Origin of the sequence: Streptomyces sp. NPDC091412, assembly GCF_044756885.1 — a bacterium.
Taxonomy (GTDB): Bacteria; Actinomycetota; Actinomycetes; order Streptomycetales; family Streptomycetaceae; genus Streptomyces.
This window is the reverse complement of the sequence record NZ_JBIVTV010000006.1, coordinates 95,009-111,932: the sequence shown is the minus strand read 5'-3', so window position 1 is coordinate 111,932 and position 16,924 is coordinate 95,009. Positions and strand designations below refer to the sequence as shown.

The window sequence follows — 16,924 nt, the reverse complement described above, 5'->3', positions numbered from 1 at the left end:
CAACGTGCACCGATGTGAGGGGGGCGTGACAGGACTCACTGCCTGGAGTTGATGACCGCCTCCATGACGTTCTTCGCGATGGGCGCCGCGAGGCCGCCACCGGAGATGTCGTCGCGGTTGGCGTTGTTGTCCTCGACCACCACCGCCACGGCGACCGGCGAGCTGCCGTCGGCGAGCTTGGCGTAGGAGATGAACCAGGCGTAGGGCTTCTCGCTGTTGTCGACGCCGTGCTGGGCGGTACCGGTCTTGCCGCCCACCGTGACGTTGTTGATCTGCGCGTTCTTGCCCGTGCCGTCCTTGACGACGGTCTCCATCATCGACTGCAGGATCTGGGCGTTCTGCGAGCTGAGCGGCCGGCTCAGCTCCTGCGGCTGGGTCTGCTCCAGGGTGTCCACGCCGGGAGACTGGAGCTTGTCGACCATGTACGGCTTCATCAGCTTGCCGTCGTTGGCGACGGCGGAGGCGACCATGGCCATCTGGAGCGGGGTGGCGGCGGTGTTGAACTGGCCGATGGAGGACAGCGCGGTCTGCGACTTGTTCATGTCGTTGGAGAACACCGAGGCGTTGGCGCGCACCGGCGTGAACTGCTCGCTGTCGAAGCCGAACTTCTTCGCCTCCTCGAGCATCTTGTCGTTGCCGAGGTCCGCGCCGATCTTGCCGAAGACGGTGTTGCAGGACCACCGCAGCGCCTCGCGCATGGTGGCGTCCTTACAGGGGATGTTGCCCTCGTTCGGCAGCACGGTGGTGGTGCCGGGCATGGTCCACGGCAGCGGCGAGTCGGTGGCTTCGTCCGCCGACTTGTACAGCCCGTTCTCCAGCGCGGCGGCCGCGGTGACCACCTTGAAGGTGGAGCCCGGCGGGTAGGTCTCGCGCAGTGCCCGGTTCAGCATCGGGTCGTTGGGGTCGGACTGCTTCTGGAGCTTGTTCCAGGCCTTGGCGTCCGTGTCGGAGGTGCCGGCGAACGACGACGGGTCGTAGGACGGGTAGGACGCCAGGGCGAGGATCTTGCCCGTGGAGGGGTCCAGGGCCACCGCCGCGCCCTTGCCGCCGACCTTCTTCAGGCCGTTGAAGGCCGCCTTCTGCGCGGCCTCGTTGAGCGTGGTGACCACGTTGCCGCCCTGCTTGGGCTTGCCCGTGATCATGTCCAGGGTGTTGCGGAAGAACAGCCGGTCGTCGTTTCCGGTGAGGATGCCGTCCTCGATGCTCTCCAGCTGGGTGGCGCCGTAGGCCTGGGAGGTGAACCCGGTCACGGGCGCCCACATCGGGCCGTCCTTGTACGTGCGCTTGTACTTGAGGTCGTTGAGTCCGTTGCTCTTGGTCTCGACCGACCCGGTGATCGGGTTGCCGCCGACGATGATGTCGCCGCGCGGGGTGGCGTAACGCGCGATGGTGACGCGGCGGTTGTGCTTGTCGTCCTTGAGGGTGTCGGCCTTGACGTACTGGATCCAGTTGTCGCGGACGAGCAGCGTGAGGACGAGGAGGCCGCAGAAGATCGCGATTCGGCGCAAGGGCTTGTTCACGGGCGGACCACCTGGGTCATCTCGGCGTCGGGGTTGGAGGCGGGCGCGGGCGCGGGTCTGCGGGCGGTGTCGCTGATCCGGATCAGGATGCCGATCAGGGCCCAGTTGGCGATCACGGAGGAACCGCCGTACGCCAGGAACGGCATCGTCATACCGGTGAGCGGGATGAGGCCCATCACACCGCCGGCCACGACGAAGACCTGGAGCGCGAAGGCGCCGGACAGGCCGATGGCGAGCAGCTTGCCGAAGGGGTCGCGGGCGGCCAGCGCGGTGCGCACGCCGCGTTCCACGATCAGGGCGTAGACCAGCAGGATGGCCATGAGGCCGGCCAGGCCCAGCTCCTCGCCGAAGGTGGCGAGGATGAAGTCGGAGTTGGCGGCGAACTTGATGAGGTCGGAGTGGCCCTGGCCGAGGCCGGAGCCGAGGGTGCCGCCGGAGCCGAACGCCCAGAGCGCTTCCATCGACTGCTCGGAGTGGCCGGAGACGCCCGCCTGGCTGAGCTTGTACTCCTTCATCGGGTCGAGCCAGGCCTGGACGCGCTGCTGGACGTGCGTTTCGAAGCTGGCCACGCCGACGGCGCCGACGGCGGACATCAGCAGACCGAAGACGATCCAGCTGGTCCGCTCGGTGGCGACGTACAGCATGACGACGAACATGCCGAAGAACAGCAGCGAGGTGCCGAGGTCGGTCTCGAAGACCAGGATGAGGATCGAGATCACCCAGACGACCAGGATGGGTCCGAGGTCGCGGCCGCGGGGCAGGTACAGGCCCATGAAGCGGCGGCTTGCCAGGGCGAGCGCGTCCCGCTTCACCATGAGGTAGCCGGCGAAGAAGATGGCGAGCGCGATCTTGGCGAACTCACCGGGCTGGATGGAGAATCCGGCGACCGAGATCCAGATCTTGGCGCCGTAGATGTTGGCGCCGAGGCCCGGCACGAGTGGCAGCAGCAGCAGGATCAGCGCGCCGACCATGGAGATGTAGGTGTAGCGCTGAAGGGCGCGGTGGTCCTTGAGGAAGATCAGCACCACCACGAACAGGGCGATGCCCAGTGCCGTGTACAGCAGCTGCCGTGGCGCGGCCGTTCCCGCCTGGTTGATGGCCTGGAGCAGTTTCGACTGGTCCAGCCGCCAGATGACGACCAGTCCGAGCCCGTTCAGCAGCGTGGCCAGCGGCAGCAGCAGCGGGTCCGCGTACGGGGCGAACTTGCGGACGACGAGGTGCGCGACGCCGGCCAGCAGACCGAGGCCCAGGCCGTAGCTCAGCAGGCCCGCGGGCACCTGGCTGTTGATGGCCAGGCCCACGTTGGCGTAGGCGAACACCGGGATGGCGACGGCGAAGACCAGCAGCACCAGCTCGGTGTTGCGGCGGCTGGGCGCGCCGATTGCGCCGATCGTGGACGTGTGGTGCGTCGACGGGTTGGTAGTGCTGCTCATCGTGTGACAGGGCCTCTCACGGCTTGCCTACTGCTTACCGCACAGCGAGACGACCTTCTGCTCTTCCTCCGAGAGAGTGGGGCCGGGGCTGGGAGTGGACGCGGTGGCGGACGTGGACGGGGAGGACGGGGACGTGGTCGTCGACGGGTTCGGCGTCGGCGTCGCCTTGGACGTGAAGGAGGTGCGGGTGGTTCCCGTGGTGGCGTTGGCGCCGGTGGTACCGCCCGCCTGGCCTTCTTCCGTCTTGGCGCCGTTCTTGTCCTCGGCGGTACGGCGCTGGGACTCCTTCTTGCACGCGGAGGCCTGCACGGACAGCTCGTCGATCTTCTTCTGGGCGTTGGTCAGGCCGCCCTCCGTGATCGTCGCCTTGACCTGCTGCTGCTGATAGGGCGGCAGGTACTTGAGTTCGATCTCGGGGTGGTCCGTGTGGAGCTTCGACAGCTTCAGCCAGGCCAGGTCCTGGCTGATGCCCCGGTACAGCGCGACGTGCTCCTCGTTGGCGCCGACGAAGTACTGCGTCTGCGTCCAGCGGTAGCCGCCGTACAGGCCGCCGCCGAGGACGGCGAGCGTGAGCACGCTGTAGAAGGAGCGCTTGAGCCACCTGCGGCTCTTGCGGGGCTTGACGAAGTCCTCGTCGCCGTAGTCGCCGAAGCCGGCCGCGGGGGCGTAACCGTCGGTGTCGCCGGATCCGGGCGGGCCGAACTCGCCGCCACCGCCGCCCTGTCCGGGCACCTGGCGGCCGAGGCCCGAGGCGCGTCCGGCGGGGGTCTGCATGATGCCGTTGTCGTGCAGGTGGTGCTGGTTCTCGGCGACCGCGCCGACCACGACCGGGGTGTCGGACAGCTGTCCGGCGAGGGTGTCGCCGGTGTCCAGGTCCAGGACGTCGGCGACGATGACGGTGATGTTGTCGGGACCGCCGCCGCGCAGCGCGAACTGGATCAGCTCCTGCACGGTCTCCTGCGGGCCCTGGTAGCCGGCGAGGGTCTCCTCCATCGTCTGGTGGGAGACGACGCCGCTGAGGCCGTCGGAGCAGATCAGGTAGCGGTCGCCGGCGCGCACCTCGCGGATGGACAGGTCGGGCTCGACGTGTTCGCCGCTGCCGAGGGCGCGCATGAGCAGGGCGCGCTGCGGGTGGGTGCTGGCCTCTTCCTCGGTGATGCGCCCCTCGTCGACGAGGCGCTGCACCCAGGTGTGGTCCTGGGTGATCTGGGTCAGCACGCCGTCGCGCAGCAGGTAGGCGCGCGAGTCGCCGACGTGCACCAGGCCGAGTCGCTGGCCGGTCCACAGCAGGGCGGTGAGCGTGGTGCCCATGCCCTCCAGCTGCGGGTCCTCCTCGACCATGGCGCGCAACTGGTCGTTGGCGCGCTGTACGGCGGTGCTGAGCGAGGTGAGGATGTCGGAGCCGGGGATGTCGTCGTCGAGGGCGACGATGGTGGAGATCACCTCGGAGGAGGCGACCTCGCCGGCGGCCTGGCCGCCCATTCCGTCGGCGATCGCGAGCAGGCGAGGACCGGCGTAACCGGAGTCCTCGTTGCCCTCGCGGATCATGCCTTTGTGCGATCCGGCGGCGAAGCGCAGTGACAGACTCATGCGCACCTCGCCCGTCGGCTCCGGGTACATCCGCACGGTGCCCACCCTCCGGTCGGGAGCGCGCCGGGGCCCGGGGTGCCGGCCGCCGTTGCGTGCTCGCTCCGCTCGCTCATTAGTCGTACTACTTCCGCAGCTCGATGACGGTCTTGCCGATGCGGATCGGCGTGCCCAGCGGCATCGGTGTGGGGGTCGTCAGCCGGGTCCGGTCCAGGTATGTGCCGTTGGTGGATCCGAGGTCCTCGACGATCCACTGGCCGTCGCGGTCCGGGTAGATCCTGGCATGGCGGCTGGAGGCGTAGTCGTCGTCCAGCACGATCGTGGAGTCGTGCGCACGGCCCAGGGTGATGGTCTGGCCCTGCAGCGCGACGGTGGTGCCGGTGAGGATGCCCTCGGTCACCACGAGTTTGGTGGGGGCGTTGCGCCGCTGGCGGCCACCGCCCTGCTGTCCGCGCTGCGGCGGCGGCGCCGTCTGGCGCGCGGCCTGCTGCGGCCGGGCTGTCTCCCTGCGGGCCCCCCGCTGGGTGACGCGCGTACCGAACAGGTCGCTGCGGATGACCTGCACGGCCACGATCACGAACAGCCACAGTACGGCCAGGAAACCCAGCCGCATGACCGTGAGGGTCAGCTCTGACATTGCCCCCGCTTCACCCTTCGGCTTGCCGGTAAATGATGGTGGTGCTGCCCACGACGATCCGCGAGCCGTCGCGGAGCGTAGCGCGGGTGGTGTGCTGCCCGTCCACCACGATGCCGTTGGTGGACCCGAGATCCTGGATCGTCGAGGGCGTTCCGGTCCGGATCTCGCAGTGCCGGCGGGAGACGCCGGGGTCGTCGATCCGCACGTCGGCCTCGGTGCTGCGGCCGAGCACGAGTGTCGGGCGGGAGATCTGGTGGCGGGTGCCGTTGATCTCGATCCAGTAGCGGGTGCGGCCGCCGCTCGCCGGGGCGGGCGCGGGCCGCTGGGCGGCGGGCGGCGGGTAGCCGTAGCCGCCGGGGCGGGCGCCGGGCGGCGGCGCGGACGGCATGGGGGGCGCTGCCGAGGGGCCGGCCGCGGGCGGGTAGCCGTACCCGCCCGGGGCGGCGGGGCGGCCGCCCGGGCCGGCCGACGGTGCCTGGGGCGCCTGCTGGCTGCTGGTGGAGGCGAGCGTACGGCTGCGCACCCGGTACAGGCCGGTGTCCAGGTCCTCCGCCTTCTCCAGGTGGACCTTGATCGGCCCCATGAAGGTGTAGCGCTGCTGCTTCGCGTAGTCGCGCACCATGCCGGCGAGCTCGTCGCCGAGCTGGCCGGAGTAGGGGCTCAGACGCTCGTAGTCGGGCGCGCTGAGCTCCACGATGAAGTCGTTGGGTACGACGGTGCGGTCGCGGTTCCAGATGGTCGCGTTGTTGTCGCACTCGCGCTGGAGCGCACCCGCGATCTCCACGGGCTGGACCTCGGACTTGAAGACCTTGGCGAAGGTGCCGTTGACCAGACCTTCGAGACGCTGCTCGAACTTCTTCAGGACTCCCATGGGGCACCTCCTCCATCGTTGCCGTCGCTGCGGGTCGTGCCGTCGTGCTGCGTATTGCTTGCCTGGTACTGCTTACTGATCGTATCCACGCGCCGGTGAATCGGCTGGTTCCCCCTGTCGGCCCTGTCGACGCCTGTCGCGTACCCGGTGTCGCTCGGTACTTCTGCCCAGGATCGTAGAGGGGGTCGCAGACCAGTGTCCCGCACCCGACTGTGGTCCTCGTCCGGCTCCTGGGCAGACGGGCGTGACCGGTACGAGGTTGATACGTGAACGGGCGCGCTCCGACACGGAAAGCGACTCCGTCCGGGCGGCGCGGCCCGGGGCCGGCGGCCTGCCTCGGCGGGCGGACGCGGTGCGGCCGGGGCGGGGCTTCTGCCCTGGGAAAGCGATGTGAATCCACCCTTCGGGGCGTGCTAATGTTCTGCATGTCGGAAGGCGCCAGCCCCCCAGGGGGACGGAGCCGGAGGACACACCCAATGCGCGGGTGGCGGAATAGGCAGACGCGCTGGATTCAGGTTCCAGTGCCCGCAAGGGCGTGGGGGTTCAACTCCCCCCTCGCGCACCATGAGATACCGATGAAACGGGTCTCCGCCAGTGACGGAAGTCACGGCGGGGGCCCGTTTCTCGTTGTGCCGGCACATGTGGGCCATCGCACAACTCGGCCGATGGACAACGGGCCCCGGAGCGTGAGGTATCTCACGCATGGGACCCGTTGTGTGCCGTCCGCGGACGTTCGTCAGCAGGGCCGGGTCGAAGAGGGCGTCGGTGCCGTTAGTACGGCCGGGTGGTGAGTGCCGGACGGCCGGGCGCCTGTGCCTTGACGTGGAGGTGCCGGGTGCGGCCGGGGTGGAGGCCTGGCACGATCTTGCTCGGCGCGTACGCGCCGGCGGAGTCCGTGAACTGGGAGCCCCGCAAGGCGTATCCCCCTATGCCGTGGGCGTCGGCGTCGTCGGCCTGCCAGGAGCCGGGCGGGACGCCGGACAGCGGGACGCAGGTGTGGCCGAAGACATGGCCGCTGACGGTCGGCCGGGGTGCCGGGTGTCACCAGGACGGTGCGCAGCGGTGAGTTCGGCTTGAAGCAGGGACCTTCTCCGGTGGGACAGCCGCCGACGGTCATCGCGCCGTTCGTGCCCGAGGAGATGCCGTTGCGTCTCGCTGTCCGGCGTTGTGGGCGGCCCGGCGGACAGGGGGCGTTGGAGCCGGGGCACGGTCGTCGCGGCGGTGGGCGGGGCCCGGCCCGTGCGGCGCTAGTCTGGTCGGGTGACGACCCCGGAAGCTGAACAGGGTGACGTCGCCGGGGCGGACCGGGCGACGTCCGAGGGCGCCTCTGCGCGGCCCGAGGAGCGGTTGGAGCGGGCCGTACGGGCCGCCGAACAGGCGCTCATCGACTACGAGATCGCGGTGGAGACCTTCCGGGTGGAGGTCGAGAACTTCGCCCGGCTGCACGAGCAGAGACTCGGACCGCTCTACGCCCGGCTGGAGGAGCTGAAGGCGCTGACGGCCGAGGCCAGGGCCGCGCGCACCGGTGACCCCGAGGACCTGCGCAAGGCGCGGGAGGCGCGGGCCGATCTGCAGCCGATCCCCGGGGTCGAGGAGCTGCTGAACGGCTGGATGGACTCCAACGGTCTGTACCCGGAGGCCGTCGCGATGCTCACCGACGAGCCCGTGCGGCCCCCGCAGCGGGTGCGCCCCAGCGAGGAGGCCCGCCGCCTGTACCGCGAGCTGGCCCGCAAGGCCCACCCCGACCTGGCGCAGGAGGACGACGAGCGCAAGCGGCGCGAGGACTTCCTCACCCGGGTCAACGCCGCCTACGCGCGCGGCGACGAGGACCAGCTGCGGGAGCTGGGCGCGGAGTGGGCGGCGGGCCCGAAGCCCAAGGAGCAGGGGCCGAGCCGCAGCGAGGAGCTCTACGCCCGCCTCGAATGGCTCGCCCGGCGCAAGGAGCTGCTCACGGTGGTCGCCAAGGGGCTGGAGGACGGCGCGATCGCCGGGATGCTCCGGCTGGCCCCCGACGATCCTGACCGCCTCCTCGACGAGATCGCCGAGCAGCTGCGCAAGGAGGTCGCGGAGCGCGAGGCGGAACTGGCCGAGCTGCTGAGCCAGGAGTGACGCGCGTGACTCGTGTGGCCCTCCCCGTTTGATCTGCCTGCCCCCGCGTGACCTGCGTCACCCCTGACTGGCCGGGTGCCGGATCCGGTCCGGATCCGTGCCGGTCCGGACCGGAACCCTCCGGTGCGCTTCGGGTAGCGTCGACTCATGCATTTCGGAGCTGGTGTGCCCACGGTCGGGGTCCAGGACCTCGAGGACGGCGACTTCCTGCTGGACGTCCGCGAGGACGACGAGTGGCGGGCGGGTCACGCCGAGGGGGCGCTGCACATTCCCCTCAGCGAGTTCGTGGCCCGGTACGGCGAACTGACCGGGACGGCGCCCCAGGACGGGCGGGTCCATGTGATCTGCCGCTCCGGCGGGCGGTCGGCGCAGGTCGCGATGTACCTGGTCCAGCAGGGCGTCGACGCGGTGAACGTCGACGGCGGCATGCAGGTGTGGGCCGCCTCGGGGCGGCCCGTCGTGACCGACGAGGGGCGGCCCGGCCAGGTGGTGTGACACCGGGGCGGGGCCCTGGACTCCCCAGTGCCGAAATGTTTCTGACAGAGCGTCAGAAGTGTGGTGGGCTGGGGAGGATGGGCGCGGCCGGACGGCCGACTGATCCCGTGTGCCCGGCCGATTCCATGTTGCGGCGGACCGCCGTAGGGTGGCCCCCTCTGCCGGACGGCCGCCGGACGACTGCCGGTTCAGTCCGGCGCGGCGCCCGGTACGCCCCGGGGGTGTGCCCGGAGGGCGGCCCTGAGTACCGTTCCGGTGCGGCGCCGGGAAGTGGTGCGCGCGGGCGGTACGGCGCCCCGTGGCCGGGTGGCGGCCGCAGGACGGACCGGGATCGGAAACGGGGCGGGATGAACGCGCACGACGACGACTCGACCGCCTCACGTGCCCCCAGCCGCCCGGGCGCCCGGCCGGACGAGGGCTCCCGGACCTCCGTCGGGTCCGCTGACGGGCCGCAGTCCGCTGCCGGCCCGGACGAGAACGCCGGGGCCGCTGACAGGCCGGACGAGAACGCGCCGGCCCCCGCGCCCGTCCCGGTTCCTGCTCCCCGCTCAGCCCCCGGCACGGTTCCTGGTCCTGGCACCGGCACGGTTCCTGGTCCTGGCACCGGCACGGTTCCTGGTCCTGGCACCGGCACCGTTCCTGGTTCTGGCACCGGTCCCGCTCCTGGTCCTGGTCGCGGCCCGGCCGCAGTTCCGGCTTCCGACTCCAGCCCCGCTCCTGGCCCCTGTCCCGACCTCAGCCCCGGTCCCGCTCCCACTCCCGGTCCTGACACCGGTCCCGCTCCTGACCTCGGCCTTACTCCTGGCCCCGGTTCTGCCCCCGGTCGCGGCCCGGCCACAGTCCCGGCTTCCGACTCCAGCACCGGTCCCGCACCCGACCCCGCACCCGACCCCGGCCCCGGTCCTGGCCCCGGTTTCGCTCCTGGCCCTGGCCCTGGCCCCGGTTTCGCTCCTGGCCCTGGCCCTGGCCCCGGCCCCGGCCCCGGCCCCGGTCCTGGGCCCGCCGCGCTCGCGGCTCCCGCTCCCATATCCGCCCCCGCCCCCGTACCTGCTCCTGGCACCGCTCCAGACCCCATACCTGCTCCTGCCCCCGTACCTGCCTCCGCTCTTGCTCCCGGCGGGTCGGCGTCTCGTGGTGGTGTCGCTGCCTTGTCCCTGCCGCATCAGGTGGGTGCGGTGCTGGTGCTCGCGGTGGTCGCCGTCGTGGTGTGTGTGCATCTCGGGATGGTGTTCCTGCACGTCACGCCGTCGAACACGGTGAACAGGGAGCACGCCGAGGCCGTCGACGGGTGGGTCTACCCGGAGTTCGAGCAGAACTGGAAGCTGTTCGCGCCGAACCCGCTCCAGCAGAACGTCGCCGTCCAGGTGCGCGCGGAGGTCCGCACGGCGGACGGCGGCACCCGTACCACCGGCTGGTACGACCTGTCCGCCGAGGACGGCCGGGCCATCGAGGGCAATCTGCTGCCCAGCCACACCCAGCAGAACGAACTGCGCCGCGCCTGGGACTTCTACGGCGCCGCCCACGACGCCGACAACCGGCCGGTGGGCCTGCGCGGCACCCTGGCCGAGCAGTACCTGCGCCGTATCGCGGTGCTGCGGCTGGAACGCGGGGACGCGGCCGGCGCGGGCGGCGTCCTCGAACGCGTCCAGATCCGCAGCCGCACCAGCAACGTGCCCCCGCCCCCGTGGAGCAACGAGAAGGCGACAGGCAAGCCGTCCTACCGCTCGCTGCAGTGGTGGACGGTGCCGGCCGGCGAGACCCGGGGAGGCGTACGGTGAACCGCCTCGCGCTCTCGGTCTCGCGCGGGATCGCGAGGGTCACCGAGACGGCCCTCGGCCCCTACCAGACCGCCGTCATACGCATCGGCTTCTCGCTGACCTGGCTGCTGTTCCTGCTGCGCGAGTTCCCCCACCGCCACGAGCTCTACGGCCCCGACGGCCCGTGGAGCTGGAACCTGGCCCAGCAGCTGACCTCGGACAACGGCGCCTTCACCGCCCTGCTGTGGTTCCGCGGCGACCTCTGGTTCGAGACGTGCTACGCGCTGGCCGTGCTGGCGAGCCTGCTGCTCGCGCTGGGCTGGCGCACCCGCACCACGTCCGTGCTCTTCATGGTCGGCGTGCTCTCCCTGCAGAACCGCAGCGTCTTCGTGGGCGACGGCGGCGACAACGTGCTGCACCTGATGTCGCTGTACCTGGTGTTCACCCGCTGCGGCCAGGTCTGGTCGCTCGACGCGCGCCGGGCCGCGCGGGCACGGGCGGCACACGCACGCGGGGAGCGGGTCCCCGACCGGGCCGGTCCCGCCCTGTGGAGCGTGCTGGGGCTGTTCCTGGCCGTGATCACCGCGGCGGGCCGGATGCAGGGCGAGGTGTTCGTGCCCGTCCTCCTGTGGACGGTCTGGCTGGGCCTGGCCCTGTGGTGGGCGGCCGGGCGCCGGGCGCGCTCGGCGCAGCCGCGGATGCTGCTGAACGTCGTCGCCGACATCGTCCACAACGGCGCCCTGCTCGTGATCATGGCCGAGGCCTGCCTGATCTACGCCACGGCCGGCTGGTACAAGGTCCAGGGCTCGCGCTGGCAGGACGGCACCGCCGTCTACTACCCGCTCCACCTGGACTACTTCTCACCCTGGCCGGCCCTGGCCGGTCTGCTGGCCACCAGCGGCACGATGGTGATGCTGGTGACCTACGGGACGGTGATGGCGCAGGTCGCGTTCCCGTTCACGCTGTTCAACCGGCGGGTGAAGAACGTCCTGCTGGCGGTCATGATGGCCGAGCACGCCGTGATCGCGGTCGTGCTGGGGCTGCCGTTCTTCTCGCTGGCGATGATCGCGGCGGACTCGGTGTTCCTGCCGACGCCCTTGCTGCGCCGCCTGGGCGGCCTCGCGGCACGCGCGCGTGCGCGACTGCGGCGGGGCGGGGACCGGGCCCAGGAGAAGGACCCGCGCTCCCCGGAGGACGCCGGGCCCGCCCGCGTAGGCTTCCCGGCATGAGCGACCCCGTACGCGACTGGCACCGGCTGGCCGGCGGCACCGTGCTGCTCGACGGCTTCCACGCCCTCAAGCACGCCCTGCGCTTCGGGGCCGAGGTGCCGGTGGCCGTCACCGCCGACCGGGACGCGGCGCTCGCCCTCGCCGACGAACTGGCCCCCGACGTACGGGACACGCTGGACGCCCTGCTGAACGAGGTGCCGCGGGAGACGTACGCCTCCCTCGTGCCGCGCCCGCATCCCACGGCCGTGGCGGCCCTCGCCGTACGGCCGTCCCGCGAGGCCAATCTGCGGGCGCTGGAGCACACGCCCCGCAGCGCGCCGGTCGTCGTCCTGGACCAGCCGCGCAACCTGGGCAACGCGGGGGCGGTGATCCGCCTGGCCGCCGGTTTCGGGGCGACCGGAGTGGTCACCACGGGCACCCTGGACCCCTGGCACCCGACGGTGGTGCGCGGCGGGGCGGGGCTGCACTTCGCGACCGCCGTGGAGCGGCTGGACGTCGACGAGCTGCCCCGCGGGCCGCTGTTCGCGCTCGACCCGGAGGGCGAGGACATCCGCGGGGTGAAACTGCCCGACGACGCCGTGCTCGCCTTCGGCTCCGAGCGCAGCGGCCTGTCGGCCGAGCTGCGCGCGCGCACCGACCATCTGGTGGCGCTGCCGATGCGCCCCCAGGTCTCCAGTTACAACCTCGCCACCAGTGTGGCGATGACGCTGTACCACTGGAGCGCCACCGGGGGCGCGGCCGCATCCTGAGGGACCGAGGGACCTACGCCTCCCGGCGGACCTCCACCACGCGGAAGCGGTTGGCGACGAACGCGCCGTCGGTGAGGGCCGCGTTGGCCGCCGGGTTGCCGCCGGAGCCGTGGAAGTCGGAGAAGGCGGCGGTCTGGTTGACGTACACCCCGCCGGTGAGGTTCAGCGACAGCTGGGCGGCCTCCTCCAGGCACACCTCCTGCACCGCCTGCTCGACCTCCTCGTCGGTCGTGTACGCGCCCACCGTCATCGCGCCCTTGTCGCGGATCGTGCGACGCAGCAGCTCCACCGCGTCGGCGGCCGAGTCGACGGCGATGGCGAAGGAGACGGGGCCGAAGCACTCGTTCATGTAGGCGGCCTCGGCGTCCGGCTTGGCGCCGTCCAGCTTCACGATCACCGGCGAGCGGACGACCGCGCCGGGGAAGTCCGGGTTGATGATCTCGCGGGAGGCGAGGGCGACCTCGCCGAGGCCCGCGGCGGCCTCCAGTCGGGCCTTGACGTCCGGGTTGACGATCGCGCCGAGCAGCGCGTTGGCGCGGGCGTCGTCGCCGAGGAGGCCGTCCACGGCCTTGGCGAGGTCGGCCGCCACCTCGTCGAAGGACTTGGGGCCCTCGTCGGTGCGGATGCCGTCGCGGGGGATCAGCAGGTTCTGCGGGGTGGTGCACATCTGGCCGCTGTAGAGGGACAACGAGAAGGCCAGGTTGGCGAGCATCCCCTTGTAGTTCCCGGTGGACTCCACGAGCACCGTGTTGACGCCGGCCTTCTCCGTGTAGACCTGCGCCTGGCGGGCGTTGGCCTCCAGCCAGTCGCCGAACGACGTCGAGCCGGTGTAGTCGATGATCCTGATCTCGGGGCGGGTGGCGAGCGTCTTGGCGATGCCCTCGCCGGGACGTTCGGCGGCGAGCGCGATCAGGTTCGGGTCGAAGCCTGCCTCGGCGAGCACCTCGCGGGCGGTCCTCACCGTGAGCGCGAGCGGCAGCACCGCGCGCGGGTGCGGCTTGACCAGGACGGCGTTGCCGGTGGCGAGGGAGGCGAACAGGCCCGGGAAGCCGTTCCAGGTCGGGAAGGTGTTGCAGCCGATGACCAGCGCGATCCCGCGCGGGACGGCGGTGAACCGCTTGGTGAGGGCGAGCGGGTCGCGCTTGCCCTGCGGCTTGGTCCACTCGGCGGTGTCGGGGGTGCGCACCTGCTCCACGTACGCGTACGCCACCGCCTCCAGGCCGCGGTCCTGGGCGTGCGGGCCGCCCGCCTGGAACGCCATCATGAAGGCCTGGCCGGAGGTGTGCATGACCGCGTGCGCGAACTCGTGCGTCCGGTCGCTGATCCGCTTGAGGATCTCCACGCACACCACGGCGCGCGCCTCCGCGCCCGCGTCCCGCCACGCCCGCTGGCCGGCCTGCATGGCGGGCAGCAGGACGTCGATGTCCGCGTGCGGGTAGCTCACGCCCAGTTCGATGCCGTACGGCGAGACCTCGCCGCCCACCCAGTCGTCCGTGCCGGGCTGACCGAGGTCGAGGCGGGTGCCCAGGACGGCGTCGAAGGCGGCCTTGCCGGCGGCCGCGTCGAGGCTGCCGTTCTCCCCGTAGGCCTTGGGGTGCTCGGGGTGGGGCGACCAGTACGCGCGGGTGCGGATCGCCTCCAGCGCCTGGTCCAGGGTGGGCCGATGCCTGGCGATCAGCTCGTGTGCGGTCAGTTCGGCGGCCATGCGGGACCAACTCCTCGTCTCAAGAGCTCCTCGTCGAGCCCGTGATCTGGCATCTCCATGGTCACGGCCATGGGCAGGAACAGGCGGTCAGAGTTAGAGTAACCGAACGATCGGTCGGTACAAGGGGTCCGCCGCATCCGTGGACAGCGCCGTGCGGGAGGATCGCGCACATGACAGCACTCGACCTCAGCAGTCCGGTGGCCGTCGTCGGCACCGGCACCATGGGCCAGGGCATAGCCCAGGTCGCGCTGGTCGCGGGCCACACCGTACGCCTGTACGACGCCGTGCCCGGGCGGGCCCGGGAGGCGGCCGCCGCGATCGGCGCCCGGCTCGACCGGCTCGTCGAGAAGGACCGGCTGACCGGCGCCGAGCGGGACGCGGCCCGCGCCCGGCTCCTGGCCGCCGACGGCCTGACCGAACTCGCCGACTGCGCGCTGGTCGTCGAGGCCGTCCTGGAGCGGCTCGACGTCAAGCAGGAACTGCTGAAGGAGCTGGAGGGCGTCGTCGGCGACGACTGCCTGCTCGCCACCAACACCTCCTCCCTGTCGGTGACGGCCGTCGGCGGCGCGCTCCGCGTCCCGGGCCGCCTCGTGGGCCTGCACTTCTTCAACCCGGCCCCGCTGATGCCGCTGGTCGAGGTGGTCTCCGGGTTCGCCACCGACGTCACGTCGGCCACGCGCGCGTACGAGACGGCCCGCGCCTGGGGCAAGACCCCCGTGGCCTGCGCGGACACCCCCGGCTTCATCGTCAACCGCATCGCCCGGCCCTTCTACGCCGAGGCCTTCGCGGTGTACGAGTCCCAGGGCGCCGACCCCGCCACCATCGACGCGGTCCTGCGCGAGTCGGGCGGCTTCCGGATGGGCGCCTTCGAACTGACCGACCTCATCGGGCAGGACGTCAACGAGTCGGTCACCCACTCGGTGTGGCGGTCGTTCTTCCAGGACGTGCGGTTCACCCCCTCGCTGGCCCAGCGCCGTCTGGTCGAGTCCGGCCGGCACGGCAGGAAGAGCGGCCGGGGCTGGTACGACTACCGCGAGGGCGCCGAGCGCCCCGAGCCGCACACCGCGGAACAGGAGGCGCCGCCCGCGTACGTGGTCGCCGAGGGCGGCCTCGGGCCCGCCTCGGACCTGCTCGCCCTGATCAGGGAGGCGGGCATCCAGGTGCGCGAGGAGAACGAGGACCACGGCACCCGCCTGGTGCTGCCGGGCGGTGGCCGGCTGGTCCTCGCCGACGGGCAGACCTCGGTGGAGTTCCGGGACGCGGTCTGCTTCGACCTCGCCCTCGACTACCGCGCGGCCACGCGGATCGCCCTGTCCGCCTCCCAGGACACCTCGCCGCGGACCGTCGCCGAGGCCACCGGCCTGTTCCAGGCGCTCGGCAAGAAGGTCAGCGTCATCGGGGACGTCCCCGGCATGATCGTCGCCCGCACGGTCGCCCGGATCGTCGACCTGGCGCACGACGCCGTCGCCAAGGGGGTGGCCACCGAGGAGGACATCGACACCGCGATGCGCCTGGGCGTCAACTACCCGCTCGGGCCCTTCGAGTGGAGCCGCAGGCTCGGCGGCACCTGGGCCTGGTCCCTGCTGGACAACCTGCACGAATGCGATCCGTCCGGCCGCTACGCGCCGTCGCTCGCGCTCCACCGCCACGCCTACGCCACCGACAAGCGGGAGGGCACCTCATGACCACCGCCAGGCGCGACACGTACACCCCGGAGACGCTGCTGTCCGTGGCCGTTCAGGTCTTCATCGAACGCGGCTACGACGGCACCTCCATGGAGCACCTGTCCCGGGCGGCCGGCATCTCCAAGTCGTCGATCTACCACCACGTCGCCGGCAAGGAGGAGCTGCTGCGCCGGGCGGTCAGCCGGGCGCTGGACGAGCTGTTCGGGATCCTCGACGAGGAGCACGCGCGCACGGGGCGCGCCGTCGAGCGCCTGGAGCACGTGGTGCGGCGCATGGTCGAGGTGCTCATCACCGAACTGCCCTATGTGACGCTGCTGCTGCGCGTGCGCGGCAACACCGAGACCGAGCGCTGGGCGCTGGAGCGGCGCCGCGACTTCGACCACCGGGTGGCCGATCTGCTGAGGGCGTCGGCCGAGGAGGGGGACGTGCGCGCCGACGTGGAGGTGCGGCTGGCGACCCGGCTCGTCTTCGGGATGATCAACTCGATCGTGGAGTGGTACCGGCCCGACGGGCGCGGCATGGGGGAACGCGAGGTGGCCGACGCGGTGACGCGGCTGGTCTTCTCGGGGCTGCGCAAGGACTGACCCCCGCACCGCCTCACCCCTGCGGCTCCAGGTCCTCCTCCTCGAACACCAGCAGCGTGCGCGTGCTGAGCACCTCGGGGATGGCCTGGAGCCGGGTGAGGACCAGCTCACGCAGCGCCCGGTTGTCCGGGGTGTGCACCAGCAGCAGGACGTCGAAGTCGCCGCCGACCAGCGCGATGTGGTGGGCGCCGGGCAGCTGTCTGAGCTGCTCGCGCACCGTGCGCCAGGTGTTCTGCACGATCTTCAGCGTGATGTACGCGGATGTGCCGTGCCCCGCCCGTTCGTGGTCGACGCGGGCGCCGAAGCCGCGGATGACGCCGTCCTCGATGAGCCGGTTGATCCGGGCGTAGGCGTTGGCACGCGAGACGTGGACCTGTTCGGCGACCGACCGTATCGACGCGCGCCCGTCCGTCTGGAGCATGCGCAGGATGTCCTGGTCGATGGCGTCCAGCGGACGCGGTGGCGGCACGGCGCCGGCCGGCTCCTCGGCCATTTGTTCAGGTGCCATGTCCCCCCGCCTTTCCCTCGTGGACGTAGTGCGTCCATCTCAGGTTGTGGAGAAC

14 protein-coding genes and 1 tRNA gene are annotated in these 16,924 nt (G+C 71.5%); 8 read left to right on the top strand and 7 right to left on the bottom strand.

The features are described from left to right. Nucleotides 1-35 precede the first annotated feature (35 nt). From ACIQMV_RS17555 to ACIQMV_RS17535, 5 genes are all read right to left on the bottom strand, one after another. Nucleotides 36-1,520, bottom strand: coding sequence for a peptidoglycan D,D-transpeptidase FtsI family protein (locus tag ACIQMV_RS17555; protein ID WP_402593647.1), 1,485 nt, complete (start codon nt 1,518-1,520; stop codon nt 36-38). Beyond that, nucleotides 1,517-2,953, bottom strand: coding sequence for an FtsW/RodA/SpoVE family cell cycle protein (locus tag ACIQMV_RS17550; RefSeq protein ID WP_402593645.1), 1,437 nt, complete (start codon nt 2,951-2,953; stop codon nt 1,517-1,519). Before ACIQMV_RS17550 ends, ACIQMV_RS17555 begins: the two co-directional genes overlap by 4 nt. Before the next feature lie 27 nt (nt 2,954-2,980). Then, entirely contained in the window at nt 2,981-4,543 is a 1,563-nt protein-coding gene (locus ACIQMV_RS17545; protein WP_402593643.1) for a Stp1/IreP family PP2C-type Ser/Thr phosphatase, read from the bottom strand. Between the two features lie 121 nt (nt 4,544-4,664). Further along, nucleotides 4,665-5,177 carry an FHA domain-containing protein gene (locus ACIQMV_RS17540; protein ID WP_141359827.1) on the bottom strand — a complete coding sequence of 171 codons (513 nt, stop codon included), beginning with the start codon at nt 5,175-5,177 and terminating at the stop codon, nt 4,665-4,667. 10 nt (nt 5,178-5,187) lie between these two features. Further along, nucleotides 5,188-6,048: an FhaA domain-containing protein gene (locus ACIQMV_RS17535; RefSeq protein WP_376544307.1), complete on the bottom strand. Its 861-nt coding sequence runs from the start codon at nt 6,046-6,048 to the stop codon at nt 5,188-5,190. Nucleotides 6,049-6,526: 478 nt separating this feature from the next. Between ACIQMV_RS17535 and ACIQMV_RS17530 the strand changes: the two genes are divergently transcribed. From ACIQMV_RS17530 to ACIQMV_RS17505, 6 genes are all read left to right on the top strand, one after another. Then, a tRNA-Leu gene (locus ACIQMV_RS17530) sits at nt 6,527-6,613 on the top strand. Between the two features lie 695 nt (nt 6,614-7,308). Next, a complete protein-coding gene (locus ACIQMV_RS17525) occupies nt 7,309-8,157 on the top strand; it encodes a hypothetical protein (RefSeq protein WP_401775915.1) in 849 nt (282 codons plus the stop codon). Nucleotides 8,158-8,322: 165 nt separating this feature from the next. Continuing rightward, entirely contained in the window at nt 8,323-8,652 is a 330-nt protein-coding gene (locus ACIQMV_RS17520; RefSeq protein WP_401776092.1) for a rhodanese-like domain-containing protein, read from the top strand. 1,148 nt (nt 8,653-9,800) lie between these two features. Then, nucleotides 9,801-10,430 (top strand): DUF5819 family protein, encoded by a 630-nt coding sequence (locus ACIQMV_RS17515; protein ID WP_402593641.1) that lies wholly within the window; start codon nt 9,801-9,803, stop codon nt 10,428-10,430. Next, nucleotides 10,427-11,638: an HTTM domain-containing protein gene (locus ACIQMV_RS17510; RefSeq protein ID WP_402593639.1), complete on the top strand. Its 1,212-nt coding sequence runs from the start codon at nt 10,427-10,429 to the stop codon at nt 11,636-11,638. The genes ACIQMV_RS17515 and ACIQMV_RS17510 overlap by 4 nt, the downstream gene beginning before the upstream one ends. Further along, complete coding sequence (locus tag ACIQMV_RS17505; RefSeq protein WP_402593637.1) at nt 11,635-12,387, top strand: TrmH family RNA methyltransferase; 753 nt, start codon at nt 11,635-11,637, stop codon at nt 12,385-12,387. Before ACIQMV_RS17510 ends, ACIQMV_RS17505 begins: the two co-directional genes overlap by 4 nt. Before the next feature lie 13 nt (nt 12,388-12,400). Here the strand turns inward: ACIQMV_RS17505 and paaN are convergent, their stop codons facing one another. Further along, nucleotides 12,401-14,092 carry a phenylacetic acid degradation protein PaaN gene (gene paaN, locus ACIQMV_RS17500; RefSeq protein ID WP_402593636.1) on the bottom strand — a complete coding sequence of 564 codons (1,692 nt, stop codon included), beginning with the start codon at nt 14,090-14,092 and terminating at the stop codon, nt 12,401-12,403. Between the two features lie 170 nt (nt 14,093-14,262). Here paaN and ACIQMV_RS17495 point away from each other — a divergent pair, with 170 nt between their 5' ends. Both ACIQMV_RS17495 and ACIQMV_RS17490 read left to right on the top strand, forming a co-directional pair. Beyond that, a complete protein-coding gene (locus ACIQMV_RS17495; RefSeq protein ID WP_402593635.1) occupies nt 14,263-15,777 on the top strand; it encodes a 3-hydroxyacyl-CoA dehydrogenase in 1,515 nt (504 codons plus the stop codon). Continuing rightward, nucleotides 15,774-16,361 carry a TetR/AcrR family transcriptional regulator gene (locus tag ACIQMV_RS17490; RefSeq protein WP_141359819.1) on the top strand — a complete coding sequence of 196 codons (588 nt, stop codon included), beginning with the start codon at nt 15,774-15,776 and terminating at the stop codon, nt 16,359-16,361. The genes ACIQMV_RS17495 and ACIQMV_RS17490 overlap by 4 nt, the downstream gene beginning before the upstream one ends. Before the next feature lie 13 nt (nt 16,362-16,374). On the opposite strand, the gene ACIQMV_RS17485 is transcribed toward ACIQMV_RS17490, so the two are convergent. Continuing rightward, a complete protein-coding gene (locus tag ACIQMV_RS17485; protein WP_402593999.1) occupies nt 16,375-16,854 on the bottom strand; it encodes an Lrp/AsnC family transcriptional regulator in 480 nt (159 codons plus the stop codon). Between the last annotated feature and the right edge of the window lie 70 nt (nt 16,855-16,924).